Here is a 12,236-nt window from a genome sequence, read left to right as displayed (position 1 = left end):
CGCCCGCACCGGACATAGCACTGCCCCGGCATGTCTTGACGATGCCGGGGCAGTGAAAAAGTGTGGGCGCTTCCGCGTCAGCCGACGACCTTCTTCAGGGCGTCGCCGAGTGCATCGGCCTCGTCCGGAGTCAGTTCGACGACAAGTCGTCCGCCGCCTTCGAGCGGAACGCGCATGACGATGCCCCGCCCCTCCTTGGTCACCTCGAGCGGGCCGTCGCCCGTCCGCGGCTTCATGGCCGCCATGCTCGTTCCCCTTCCTGAAACCAGCTCATCGCAGCCGACAACCCAGGTGTCACCGGCATCGAACACATTGCTTCCAGGCCATTATCCCGCATGGCGGGACCCGATGACCAACATCGGTCTGCATCGCTTGCGCAACGCGCGCCCGCAAAACCACTCAATTCGGCGATGTGGCTGCGATACTGCGCCACTTCTTACCCCTCGACGGCCAGGAATTCTTTGACGCAGGTCACATATCTCCCCTCATGTCGGAGCCCGATGATCTCCGTCATGCTGGGCTCGGACAAAGATGACCGCCGCAGGACCACCGGAGGGGATACACCATGGCCGACACCGTGCTCTACGAGGTGAGCGACGGGCTCGCGACCATCACGCTCAACCGCCCCGAGGCGATGAACGCGATGAACGTCGAGGCCAAGGTCGCGCTGCGGGAGGCGGTGCGCTCGGCCGGGTCGGACCCCGCGGTCCGTGCCGTACTGCTCACCGCGACCGGGCGCGCCTTCTGCGTGGGACAGGACCTGAAGGAACACGTCGGCTCACTCATGGCGGACCGCGCGGCGGGCACCGGGCAGACGATGAGCACGGTGCGGGAGCACTACAACCCCGTCCTGCGGGCGCTCACCGGGATGGCCAAGCCGGTCGTCGCGGGCGTCAACGGCGTGGCGGCCGGCGCGGGCCTCGGCTTCGCGCTCGCCGCCGACTACCGGATCGTGGCGGACACCGCACGGTTCAACACGTCCTTCGCCGGGGTCGCCCTGACCGCCGACTCGGGCGTCTCCTGGACGCTCCAGCGCGTGATCGGCCCCGGCCGCGCGAGCGATCTCCTGCTCTTCCCGCGCAACATCGGCGCGCAGGAGGCGTACGACCTGGGCATCGCCAACAAGGTCGTCCCCGAGGCGGAGTTGGCCGCGGAGGCGGAGAAGGTGGCCCGCACCCTCGCCGAGGGCCCCACGCTCGCCTACGGGGCCCTCAAGGAGTCGCTCGCCTACGCCGCGGGCCACACCCTGGAGGAGGCCCTGGAGAAGGAGGACGAGCTCCAGGCGAAGGCGGGCGCGTCCGAGGACCACGCGATCGCCGTCCAGGCCTTCCTGGACAAGGCCAAGCCCAAGTACCTCGGCCGCTAGGCGGCCGCTCCCGGGACGCGGATCACGCAGTCCTCCAGGTGGTCGTTCACCAGGCCGCAGGCCTGCATCAGGGCGTACGCCGTGGTCGGGCCGACGAACCGGATGCCGCGCTTCTTCAGGTCCTTGGACAGGGCCGTGGACTCGGGCGTGATCGCCGGTACGTCGGCCAGCGCGCCCGGTGCCTTGCGGGACGCGGGGTCCGGCGCGTACGACCAGATGAGTGCGTCGAGCTCTCCGGCGCTCCAGCCGGCGAGCACGCGCGCGTTGGCGAGCGTCGCGTCGACCTTGGCGCGGTTGCGGATGATGCCGGGGTCGGCCAGGAGGCGCTCCCGGTCGGCGTCCGTGAACCGCGCGACCTCGGCGATCTCGAACCCGGCGAAGGCGGCGCGGAAGCCCTCGCGGCGGCGCAGGATCGTGATCCAGGAGAGGCCCGACTGGAAGGCCTCCAGGCAGAGCCGTTCGTACAGCGCGTCGTCCCCGTGGACCGGGCGGCCCCACTCCTCGTCGTGGTACGCGACGTAGTCCTCGGTCGACAGGCCCCACGGACAGCGGAGTCTGCCGTCCGGACCCGCCACGGCGTCGCCGCTCATCGCCCGTCCTCCCCTTCGGCCGCGTCCTTCGGCTCCGGCTCGTCCTGGAGCGCGGCCGGGGCGTGCGTCTTGAGGAGTCCCGCGCCGCCGACCGCGGTGGCCTGGGCGCCGGCGAGCGCCGCCTCCAGCTCCGCGATGTGGGCGTCACGCTCGGCCAGTTCGGCGGCGATGCGGCCGAGCGCCTCGTCCACGTCCCACATGCGGTAGCCCCGCAGGGTCAGCGGGAAGCGCAGCGCCTCCACGTCCGCGCGGCGCAGGGCGCGGTCCTGCGGCAGCGGATCGGTGAACCGCTCCGCCGCGACGTCGGGCAGCACGGCGCGCTCCCCTCCGCCCACCACGGCCAGGGTCACCGCGCCGACCACCACGACGAGGGCGATGACCAGGAACAAGAACAAGACCATCTCTTCAGGCCCCCACGCTCGACTGCCGTGCTGAAACTGTCAGGGTCCGATCGTGCCATGACCCCGTGACGGTTAAGGTCGCAGGCGGCCGAACCACGGCACCGACAGAGGAGGCTCACCGGGGATGCTCAGGCTTGGCAGGCGTGAATTCGACGCGCACGAGCCGGTGATCATGGCGATCGTGAACCGGACCCCCGACTCCTTCTACGACCAGGGCGCCACGTTCCGCGACGAGCCCGCGCTCGCCCGCGTGGAGCAGGCGGTGGCGGAGGGCGCCGCCATCATCGACATCGGCGGGGTCAAGGCAGGCCCCGGCGAAGAGGTGACCGCCGAGGAGGAGGCGCGGCGTACGGTCGGCTTCGTCGCCGACGTGCGCAAGCGGTTCCCCGAGGTCGTCATCAGCGTCGACACCTGGCGGCACGAGGTCGGCGAGGCGGTCTGCGAGGCGGGGGCGGACCTCCTGAACGACGCGTGGGGCGGGGTCGACCCCCGGCTCGCCGAGGTGGCCGCGCGGTACGGCGTGGGCCTGGTGTGCACGCACGCGGGCGGCGCCGAGCCGCGGACCCGCCCACACCGCCTGACGTACGACGACGTGATGGCCGACATCCTCTCGGTCACCCTCGGCCTGGCCGAGCGCGCGGTCGCGCTCGGGGTGCCGCGCGAGTCCGTGATGATCGACCCCGGGCACGACTTCGGGAAGAACACGCGGCACTCCCTGGAGGCGACGCGGCGGCTCGGGGAGATGGTGGACACCGGGTGGCCCGTGCTCGTGTCCCTGTCCAACAAGGACTTCGTCGGCGAGACGCTCGACAAGCCGGTCAAGGAGCGGGTGGTGGGGACCCTCGCCACGACCGCGGTGTCGGCCTGGCTCGGGGCGCAGGTGTACCGGGTGCACGAGGTCGCGGAGACCCGGCAGGTGCTCGACATGGTCGCCACCATCGCCGGGCACCGGGATCCGGCCGTGGCCCGCCGGGGGCTCGCCTAGGACCCGCGTACGGACCCCGTGCGAACCGCCCGGCGCGGCCCGGCCGCGCGCTAGCGGCCGACCTCCTTGGTCACCAGGGAGACCGCCTCGTCCACGTCGTCCGTGACGTGGAAGAGGTGCAGGTCGTGCTCCGACGCCTTGCCGCCCGCCACGACCGTGTCGCGCAGCCAGTCGACGAGACCGCCCCAGTACGCCGAGCCGAAGAGGACGATCGGGAAGCGGGTCACCTTGCGGGTCTGGACGAGGGTGAGCGCCTCGAAGAGCTCGTCCAGGGTGCCGAGACCGCCGGGCAGGACCACGAAGCCCTGCGCGTACTTCACGAACATGGTCTTCCGCACGAAGAAGTAGCGGAAGTTCACGCCGATGTCGACGTGCTCGTTCAGGCCCTGCTCGAAGGGCAGCTCGATGCCGAGGCCCACGGAGACGCCCTTGGCCTCCCGCGCTCCCCTGTTGGCCGCCTCCATGGCGCCGGGGCCGCCCCCGGTGATCACGGCGAAGCCCGCGTCGACCAGCGCCTTGCCGATGCGGATGCCCGCCTCGTACTCGACCGAGCCGACCGGGGTGCGCGCCGATCCGAAGACGCTGATGGCGCTGGGGAGTTCGGCGAGCGCGCCGAAGCCCTCCACGAACTCCGACTGGATGCGCATGACCCGCCAGGGGTCGGTGTGCACCCACTCCGACTCACCCTCGGCGTCGGAGTCGAGGAGCCGCTGGTCCGTCGTGCCGGGGGTGATCTGCTCTCGCCGCCGCACCACGGGCCCCAAGTGCTGCTCCTCCGGGTACTGCCCTGCTGGACTGCCCATGAACGTCCCCTTCCGCTGACGGTCCTGCTCGACGTGCCACTTCAGCGTAGGTCTACGGGCGTTACAGGCGTCGCATCCTTAACAGAACTCAGGATGTCAGCCAGTCGCTCAGCCGCTTCTCCGCCTCCGGGATCAGCGAGGCAAGGACGCGCTCGTCGATCTTGTGGGCGAGCAGCGGGTCGCCCGGGCTGTAGTTCACGGCGGGCACGCCGAGCGCGCTGAAGCGCGAGACGTCCGTCCAGCCGAACTTCGGGAAGGCCTTCCCGCCGACGGCGGCCATGAAGGCCGCGGCGGCCGGGTGGTTCAGGCCCGGGCGCGCCCCGCCGGTGTGGTCGTCGACGACGAACTCGTCGATCTCGCAGTCGGCGAAGTAGTCCTTCACGAAGGCGAGCGCCTCGTCCTCGGAGCGGTCCGGGGCGTAGCGGAAGTTCACGACGACGGTGCACTCGTCGGGAATGACGTTGGTCGCGACACCGCCCTCGACGCGTACGGCGTTGAGGCCCTCGTGGAACCGCAGGCCGTCCACGACCGGTGTGCGCGGCTCGTACGCGGCGAGCTTCGCCAGGATCGGCGCGGCCTTGTGGATGGCGTTGGAGCCCATCCACGCGCGCGCGGAGTGCGCGCGCGTGCCCTTCGTCTTCAGCAGGACCCGCAGCGTGCCCTGGCAGCCGCCCTCGACCTGGTTGTCGGTGGGCTCCAGGAGGACCGCGAAGTCACCCGCGAGCCAGTCGGGGTGGGCTTCGGCGACGTGGCCGAGGCCGTTCAGGTGGGCGGCGACCTCTTCGTTGTCGTAGAAGACGAAGGTGAGGTCGCGGTTGGGCTCGGTCACCGTCTGCGCGATGCGCAGCTGGACGGCGACGCCCGCCTTCATGTCACAGGTGCCGCAGCCCCACAGGACGCCGTCCTCGTCCAGGCGGGAGGGGACGTTGTCCGCGATCGGGACCGTGTCGATGTGCCCGGCGAGGATCACGCGCTCGGCCCGGCCCAGGTGCGTGCGCGCCACGACGTTGTTGCCGTGCCGGTCCACCGTGAGGTGCGGCAGACCGCGCAGCGCCGTCTCGATCGCGTCCGCGAGGGCTTTCTCCTGGCCGCTCGGCGAGGGGAAATCGACCAGCTGGGCGGTGAGCGCGGCGGCGTCGAGCGTGAGGTCGAGCGACGCTTCGTGTGAGGTCTGGGCCATGGCTTCGACCCTAACGCCCCTCGGCGCACGGCCCTGTCGGTGCCCTCCAGTACCTTGGTCGCGTGCCTGAGCCCCCCACCCTCGTCCGGCGCGGCCGCCTCGTACGCATCGGGGCCGCCGTCGCGGTCCTTCTCGCGCTCGTGGCCTATGTGGCCGTGCAGTACGTCTTCGGGGGCAAGGCCGACCCGCGCTGCCGGGTGGTCTCGGGCAACGGCGACGGGGCGAGCTACGAGTTCGGCGCCGACCAGGCGCAGAACGCGGCCACGGTCGCCGCCGTGGGCACCTCGCGCGGGATGCCGGAGCGCGCGATCACGATCGCCCTGGCGACGGCGCTCCAGGAGTCGGGGCTGCGCAACATCAGCCACGGTGACCGGGACTCGCTCGGCCTCTTCCAGCAGCGGCCCACACAGGGCTGGGGCAACGAGAAGCAGATCATGGACCCGGCGTACTCCGCGGAGCGCTTCTACGCCCATCTGAAGGACGTCCCGGGCTATTCACGGCTGCCCCTGACGGTCGCCGCGCAGCGCGTGCAGCGCAGCGGCTACCCCCAGGCGTACGCGAAGCACGAGCCGGACGCCGCGCTGCTCGCCGCCGCGCTGACGGGCCGCGCGCCCGCCACCCTCACCTGCGAGGGCCGCACGGCCGACGACCCGGGCGACCCGGCGAAGGTGACGAAGGCCCTGGTGCGGGACTTCGGCCGGGACGTGACGCCCCGGAGCGGCGGGCGCACGGTCACCGTGCCGGTGGACTCCGTGGCGGGCGGCGCGGAGGGCCGCGCCGAACAGCGGGGCTGGGAGCTCGCGCAGTGGGCGGTGGCCCGGGCGTCGGAGCTCGGCATCGAGCGCGTCACGTACGGCGGCCGGGAGTGGAGCGCCGACTCCGGGCAGGAATGGCGCAAGCCGGGCAAGGCGGGCGCGGGCGGACCGTCCACGGGGGCCAGGACGGGCGCGGACCAGGTCCGAATCGTCCTTGGTCAGTAGTGCGGGCGGTCCCCCGAACGAGTCACGCTGATCACTGGCGGGCGATGGGCCGTCCAGACTTTCGCGCGCCCCTCCCCACACCTGCCGGGCCCCTTGCGAACACAGGGCATTGACGTTTCAGCAGACCCGCGCGAGCTGATCCTTTTGCCCGTTTTTATCCACAGCCGATTATGCGATGCATTGCGGATTCTTTACGTCGGGCCACCGCAACCTTCGAGGACTTCGAGCGGTAGTCACTGCGTCCGAGCGCCGGACCCCATCCGGCCGGACACCCCACCGTTCTCTCCCGTCTGAAGGAGCATCATGTCCCTCCCCCTGACCCGTCGGATCGCCCGCGCCGCGCTGCTGATCGCAGCGGGGGCGGCTCCCGTGGTCGGTGCGGCCGGCTCCGCAAGCGCCGCCGAGCTTCCGGCCACCCCCGACCTGGGCGGCGTCACCGCTCTGGACAGTGCCGGTCTGGGCGACACCGTCGACGGCGCGGCGCAGAACACCACCGGACTCGCGGGCGAGACCGGCAGCAAGGCCGTGAAGAAGGGCGTCCCGACCGCGGGCAAGGTCGTCGGCTCGGGCGCCAAGACCACCACCCCCGTCGCACAGAAGGCCGCGGGCGACCTCGCGGGCAACGCCGGTGACGTGGTCGGCGACACCGCGAGCACGGCCACCGAGGACGGCCTGCCCACCGACGCCGTGGGCGGCGGCCTGCCGACGGACGCGGTCACCAAGGGCGGCCTGCCCACCGACCAGCTGCCGGTCAAGAGCCTGCCGATCGGCTGATCCCCGCGCACACCCGACGAGGGCCCGGAGCCAGTGGCTCCGGGCCCTCGTCACGTCTGTGCCGGCCCGCTCAGGCCAGGCGCCGCACCGCCGCCGCCACGCGCTCGTCCGACGCCGTCAGGGCCACCCGTACGAATTCGGCGCCCGCCGGCCCGTAGAAGTCGCCCGGAGCCACGAGGATGCCGAGCCCTGCGAGGTGGGCGACGGTGTCCCAGCAGGACTCCTCGCGGGTCACCCAGAGGTAGAGGCTCGCCTCGCTGTGCTCGATGCGGAAGCCGTGCTTCAGGAGGGCATCGCGCAGGGCGGTACGGCGGGCCGCGTACCGCTCGCGCTGCTCCCGCACGTGCTGGTCGTCCCCGAGCGCCGCGACGACCGCCGCCTGCGTCGGCGCGGACGTCATCATGCCGCCGTGCTTGCGGATCTGGAGCAGCTCGCCGAGGACGTCCGCGTCACCGGCGGCGAACGCCGCGCGGTAGCCCGCGAGGTTCGAGCGCTTCGAGAGCGAGTGGACGGCGACGATGCCCTCGTACGAACCACCGCACACGTCCGGGTGGAGCACCGAGACGGGCTCCGCCTCCCAGCCGAGTTCCAGGTAGCACTCGTCGCTGACGAGGAGCACGCCGTGCTCGCGCGCCCAGGCGACCGTGCGGATCAGCTCGTCCTTGGACAGGACGCGACCGGTGGGGTTCGAGGGCGAGTTGAGCCAGAGGAGCTTGAGCCCCGTCGGGTCGAGCTCCGTCGGTTCGTCGTACGCGACGTACTCCGCGCGGGCCAGCCGCGCGCCCACCTCGTACGTCGGGTAGGCCAGGCGGGGGTAGGCGACGACGTCGCCCGGGCCCAGGCCCAGCTGCGTCGGGAGCCAGGCCACCAGCTCCTTGGAGCCCACGACCGGCAGGACGTTCCGGTGGGTGATGCCGCGGGCGCCCAGGCGCCGCTCGCACCAGCCGGTGATCGCGTCCCGCAGCTCGGGCGTGCCCCAGACCGTCGGGTAGCCCGGCGAGTCCGCCGCCGCGACCAGTGCTTTCTGGATCAGCTCGGGCACCGGGTCGACCGGGGTGCCGACCGACAGGTCGACGATGCCGCCCGGATGGGCGGCCGCCGTGGCCTTGTACGGCTCGAGCTTGTCCCAGGGGAAGGCGGGAAGGCGGCCGGAGAGACCGGAGACTACGGACACGTGCTGACTCCCGTGCTGCGTGTATGGGCAAATGCCTCGGTCCCGTACGGCGACGTGTGCCGTACGGGACCGGGGCGGCGCTTCAAGCCGCCGTTACTGGTTCTGCGGCGGCAATGCGGCGATGAAGGCGTGGTCGCGCTCGATCAGACCGAGCTTGCTGGCACCACCGGGCGATCCGAGCTCGTCGAAGAACTCGACGTTCGCCTTGTAGTAGTCCTTCCACTCTTCCGGGGTGTCGTCCTCGTAGAAGATCGCCTCGACCGGGCAGACCGGTTCACAGGCTCCACAGTCGACGCATTCGTCCGGGTGGATGTACAAGGACCGGGAGCCCTCGTAAATGCAGTCGACCGGGCACTCCTCGATGCACGCCTTGTCCTTGACGTCGACACAAGGCTGCGCGATGACGTAGGTCACGCTGTCGTTCCTCCTCGATACGGGCGTTGGCGGGCCGTCTTCAGGCTCCGCTCGCCTGGCGCGCGGGAGCGCGGCGTCGTCGATGCCCGCCTCTAGTATCTCCGTTCCCGGGCATGATCCGAACAGGAGGGGCGTACAGAGCTGTGGAATTCACTGCGGGCGGACGGCTTGAGGTGCGCATCACCCCTGCTGACGTGGGCAAACGGGTCTCCGTTCGGCGCCTGTACGAAGGGACTGGCCCGGCCGGCAAGTTCACTGACACGGTGGGTGTTCTCACATCGTGGAACGACGGTGTGGTACTGATCACACGTCGCGACGGTGAGCGTGTCCGCATCGTGGAAAGTTCCCTGGTGGCGGGCAAGGTCGTCCCCGCCGCCCCGGCCCGCAGGCGCGGCCCGGCGGCTTCCTACGCGGAGCTGGCCCGCGTGTCCGCCCGCGCCTGGCCCCCCGTGGAGAGCGAGCTCCTCGGCGCGTGGGAGCTGCGCGCGGCGGGCGGATTCACCCGGCGGGCCAACTCGGTGCTGCCGGCGGGCGATCCGGACCGGCCGCTGGACGACGCCCTCACCTACGTGCGCGAGTGGTACGCGGCGCGGGAGCTGCCCGCGTACATCCAGACCGCGACCGGGGCGGAAGGCACCCAGGAGGTGCTCTGCGCGCACCTGGAGGAGCGGGGCTGGGAGCGCGAGGTGAGCGCGGAGCTCCACATCGGCGCTCTCGCGCCCCTCGGCGATCTGGACGTGCCCGGAGCAGGCGTGGAACAGGTGCGTCTCGCACGCTCTTTCGACGAGGCCTGGCTGCGGCGCTACAAGCGATTCGGGGTCGCCGGACCCCATGTGGACAAGGTGCTGGCGGGCGGCCCCTCGGTGTGGTTCGCTTCCGTGCCCGGGGCCTCTCCCGAGACGGGGCCCGCGGCGATCGGGCGGTGCGTCGTGGACGGGCGCTGGGCGGGATTCATGGCGGTCGAGGTGGATCCGGCGCACCGCAGGCAGGGACTGGCGACCGCGGTGATGGCCGCGCTGTCCCGGCAGGCGCTCGCCGAAGGCGCCTCGGCGGCCTGGCTACAGGTCGAGGACGACAACGAGGGTGCGCGGGCGCTGTACGGCGGTCTTGGCTTCGCCGCGCACCACACGTACCACCACTATCGATACCCGTCGGCCCGGTAGCTCCTACCGGCCGGCGCGGTAAGTAAGGCACGAGGCACGCATGCACGAGGAGTCAAGGACGGCCGCGTCCCGGCGGCGGTTCGCCGAGGAAGCCAGGTCCGAGCGGCCCGACCTGTCCCTGCTGTGCCTCCTGCTGGGCGCGGAGGCCGACCCGGAGCTCGGCGACGACGGCATCGACGCGGCGCAGATCGAGCTGGACGGGCTCGCCGGGCAGCTCCCCTACCGCCCCGGCGGAGCCCGCGAGTGGGCCGCCGCGCTCGCCGAACTCCTGGGCGCACGCCAGGGGTTCATGGGCACGCCCGCCGACTACCAGCGCCTGGAGTCCTCCCTCCTCCACGAGGTCCTCCGGCGCCGCCGCGGGCTGCCGATCCTGCTCTCGGTGGTGTGGATCGAGGTGGCGCGGCGGGCGGGCGCACCCGTCTACGGCGTCGCGCTGCCCGGTCATTTCGTGGTCGGTTTCGGCGCCCGCGAGGAGCAGGTCCTCACCGATCCGTTCGCCGGGGGCCGGATCCTCACGGGCGAGGACGCGGAACTGCTCGTCGCCGGGTCGTCGGGCGGCACGGTGTCCGCCTCGATGCTGACGCCCGCCGATCCGCTGAACATCGTGCTGCGCATCCTGAACAACATCCGGGCGTGGGCGGCGGCCCGCCCCGAGCGCTCGGACGTCGCCCTCTGGGCCGTGGAACTCTCCCTGCTGCTGCCCGCCCATCCGGCGCGGCTGCGCTACGAGAGGGCTCAACTCCTGGTCCAGCGCGGGGACTTCCTCAAGGGGGCCGCGGAGCTGGAGGAGTACGCCGACGTGGTGACGACGGTGGAGCCGACCACCGCCGACCGGGTCAGGGACCAGGCCCGGGCGGCACGGGCCATGCTCAACTGACGTTCCAGGCGCGGTTGTTGCGCAACTGACCTCCCACGTAGAGCCTTTGCCCAACAGCCCTCCCACGTAAGGTCTTTGCTCACCCGGTCGCTCTCGTACGGGCGTAGCGTCCGGGAGCGATGCCCACCACCCGCTTGAAGTGCCGGGTCAGGTGCGACTGGTCGTAGAACCCCGCGGCGGTCGCCACCTCGCCCGCGGGCCGGCCCGCCAGCAGGAGCCGGCGGGCGTGGTCGACGCGGCGGGACATCACGTACTGGTGCGGCGCGATGCCGAAGGCCCCGCTGAAGGCGCGGACGAGATGGGTGGGGTGGGCGTGGACCAGGCGCGCGGCCTCGTCCAGGGTCACGCCGTCCAGCAGCCGCTCGTCGAGGAGGTCACGGAGGTCCCGCGCGACGCCCCGGCCGGGGGCGCGGGAGGGGGCGCCGGGCGCCTCGGGGGTGATCCTGGGGCGCAGGTGGCCGCGCAGCCGCTCGCCGATCAGGGCCAGGCGGCTCTCGGCCTCCAGCTCGTCGCCCGGGTGCGCCAGGGCCGCGTGCAGCTGCCCCACGCGGCGGCGCAGGACGGGGTCGACCAAGTCCGGGCCGTCCACCGCGGGGCCGATGAAGCTCGCGTCCAGCTGCGTCATGTCCAGGTAGAGCACGCGCTTGCGGAAGCCCTCCGGGGTGGCGGGCGAGCCGTTGTGCGGGACCTGGGGCGGCAGCAGGGAGACGGTGTCGCCGGGTGTGCCGTGCGCGTGGCGCTCCAGGTCGTAGCGGACGGCTCCGTCGTCGACGATCAGGAGGGTCCACGCGTCGTGGACGTGCATCGGGTACGCGTGCTCGGTGAAGTGGGCGTGGAAGACCTCCACGACACCCGCGACCGGCGGGCGCCATGCGGATATCTCCTGCCGGACCACCATGCAAAGAACGTACAAGACGGGACAGGGGCCCACTCGGCAGTCTCGACGCATGAGAACCACCCCTGAGACAGAGAACGCCGGGCAGGAAGCCGCACCGAAGGCCGCACAGGCCGCCACGGGCGCCCCGCAGGCCGCGGCGGCCCCGGCGGGCGCCGTCACCGGCGTGAGCGAGGTCACGGACTCCGTGCCCGTCCGCTTCGACACGAAGATCGCCGTGCTGCTCCGGGACGACCTGGAGTCCTGGCAGCGCCTGAATGTGACCGCGTTCCTGGTCAGCGGGCTCGGCACGACGGTGCCCGAGGTGGTCGGCGAGCCGTACGAGGACGCCGACGGCACCCCCTACCTGCCGATGTTCCGCCAGCCCGTGATGGTCTTCGAGGGGTCGAAGGAGACCCTGACCGCCGCGCACGGCCGCGCGCTCTCCCGTGCGCTGCCGCGGGCCGTGTTCACGTCCGACCTGTTCGCCACCGGCAACGACCGCGACAACCGGGCCGCCGTGCGGGCCGTCCCGAAGAGCCGCCTCGACCTGGTGGGGATCCTGGTCCACGGGCCGCGCAACGCGGTCGACAAGGTCCTCAAAGGGGCCCGGATGCACCCTTGACCGACGGGGGCGCGGGCCCGGGGCGAGATC

General features: G+C 72.0%; 15 protein-coding genes. 7 read left to right on the top strand and 8 right to left on the bottom strand.

Annotation, left to right across the window (positions count from 1 at the left end; genetic code table 11):
- Positions 1–77: 77 nt before the first annotated feature.
- The gene (locus QBL25_RS26765; protein WP_003966491.1) at positions 78–245 is read right to left on the bottom strand and encodes a DUF3117 domain-containing protein; all 168 of its coding nucleotides are present in this window, start codon (positions 243–245) and stop codon (positions 78–80) included.
- 320 nt (positions 246–565) lie between these two features.
- Here QBL25_RS26765 and QBL25_RS26760 point away from each other — a divergent pair, with 320 nt between their 5' ends.
- Positions 566–1,366: an enoyl-CoA hydratase/isomerase family protein gene (locus tag QBL25_RS26760; protein WP_409059517.1), complete on the top strand. Its 801-nt coding sequence runs from the start codon at positions 566–568 to the stop codon at positions 1,364–1,366.
- Here the strand turns inward: QBL25_RS26760 and QBL25_RS26755 are convergent.
- Together QBL25_RS26755 and QBL25_RS26750 are read right to left on the bottom strand one after the other, a co-directional pair.
- Positions 1,363–1,956 carry a DNA-3-methyladenine glycosylase I gene (locus QBL25_RS26755; RefSeq protein WP_409059516.1) on the bottom strand — a complete coding sequence of 198 codons (594 nt, stop codon included), beginning with the start codon at positions 1,954–1,956 and terminating at the stop codon, positions 1,363–1,365. The genes QBL25_RS26760 and QBL25_RS26755 overlap by 4 nt on opposite strands.
- Positions 1,953–2,357, bottom strand: coding sequence for a DivIVA domain-containing protein (locus tag QBL25_RS26750; protein WP_409059515.1), 405 nt, complete (start codon positions 2,355–2,357; stop codon positions 1,953–1,955). Before QBL25_RS26750 ends, QBL25_RS26755 begins: the two co-directional genes overlap by 4 nt.
- A gap of 124 nt (positions 2,358–2,481) precedes the next feature.
- On the opposite strand from QBL25_RS26750, the gene folP reads away from it, so the two are divergent.
- Positions 2,482–3,342 carry a dihydropteroate synthase gene (folP, locus tag QBL25_RS26745; RefSeq protein WP_409059514.1) on the top strand — a complete coding sequence of 287 codons (861 nt, stop codon included), beginning with the start codon at positions 2,482–2,484 and terminating at the stop codon, positions 3,340–3,342.
- A gap of 50 nt (positions 3,343–3,392) precedes the next feature.
- On the opposite strand, the gene QBL25_RS26740 is transcribed toward folP, so the two are convergent.
- Positions 3,393–4,145: a TIGR00730 family Rossman fold protein gene (locus QBL25_RS26740; RefSeq protein WP_409059513.1), complete on the bottom strand. Its 753-nt coding sequence runs from the start codon at positions 4,143–4,145 to the stop codon at positions 3,393–3,395.
- 88 nt (positions 4,146–4,233) lie between these two features.
- A complete protein-coding gene (dapE, locus tag QBL25_RS26735; protein WP_409059512.1) occupies positions 4,234–5,325 on the bottom strand; it encodes a succinyl-diaminopimelate desuccinylase in 1,092 nt (363 codons plus the stop codon).
- Between the two features lie 62 nt (positions 5,326–5,387).
- On the opposite strand from dapE, the gene QBL25_RS26730 reads away from it, so the two are divergent.
- Positions 5,388–6,305: a heavy metal transporter gene (locus QBL25_RS26730; protein ID WP_409059511.1), complete on the top strand. Its 918-nt coding sequence runs from the start codon at positions 5,388–5,390 to the stop codon at positions 6,303–6,305.
- A 303-nt stretch (positions 6,306–6,608) separates the two neighbouring features.
- A complete protein-coding gene (locus QBL25_RS26725; protein WP_409059510.1) occupies positions 6,609–7,079 on the top strand; it encodes an ATP-binding protein in 471 nt (156 codons plus the stop codon).
- Between the two features lie 70 nt (positions 7,080–7,149).
- Here the strand turns inward: QBL25_RS26725 and QBL25_RS26720 are convergent, their stop codons facing one another.
- Positions 7,150–8,253, bottom strand: coding sequence for a bifunctional succinyldiaminopimelate transaminase/glutamate-prephenate aminotransferase (locus QBL25_RS26720; protein ID WP_409059509.1), 1,104 nt, complete (start codon positions 8,251–8,253; stop codon positions 7,150–7,152).
- Between the two features lie 93 nt (positions 8,254–8,346).
- A complete protein-coding gene (gene fdxA / locus QBL25_RS26715; protein ID WP_030573070.1) occupies positions 8,347–8,667 on the bottom strand; it encodes a ferredoxin in 321 nt (106 codons plus the stop codon).
- Positions 8,668–8,810: 143 nt separating this feature from the next.
- On the opposite strand from fdxA, the gene QBL25_RS26710 reads away from it, so the two are divergent.
- On the top strand, positions 8,811–9,830 hold the full coding sequence (locus QBL25_RS26710; protein WP_409059508.1) for a GNAT family N-acetyltransferase: 1,020 nt from the start codon (positions 8,811–8,813) through the stop codon (positions 9,828–9,830).
- Between the two features lie 40 nt (positions 9,831–9,870).
- Positions 9,871–10,707, top strand: a complete 837-nt coding sequence (locus QBL25_RS26705) for a tetratricopeptide repeat protein (RefSeq protein WP_409059507.1) — start codon at positions 9,871–9,873, stop codon at positions 10,705–10,707.
- Between the two features lie 79 nt (positions 10,708–10,786).
- On the opposite strand, the gene QBL25_RS26700 is transcribed toward QBL25_RS26705, so the two are convergent.
- The gene (locus tag QBL25_RS26700; protein ID WP_409059506.1) at positions 10,787–11,605 is read right to left on the bottom strand and encodes an AraC family transcriptional regulator; all 819 of its coding nucleotides are present in this window, start codon (positions 11,603–11,605) and stop codon (positions 10,787–10,789) included.
- Between the two features lie 49 nt (positions 11,606–11,654).
- Here QBL25_RS26700 and QBL25_RS26695 point away from each other — a divergent pair, with 49 nt between their 5' ends.
- Positions 11,655–12,206: a DUF2000 family protein gene (locus QBL25_RS26695; RefSeq protein WP_409059505.1), complete on the top strand. Its 552-nt coding sequence runs from the start codon at positions 11,655–11,657 to the stop codon at positions 12,204–12,206.
- Positions 12,207–12,236 lie beyond the last annotated feature (30 nt).

This window comes from Streptomyces sp. SYP-A7185 (genome assembly GCF_046103685.1).
GTDB lineage: Bacteria > Actinomycetota > Actinomycetes > Streptomycetales > Streptomycetaceae > Streptomyces.
Note: the sequence above shows the minus strand (reverse complement) of the source record. Positions and strands in the feature narration are given on the sequence as shown.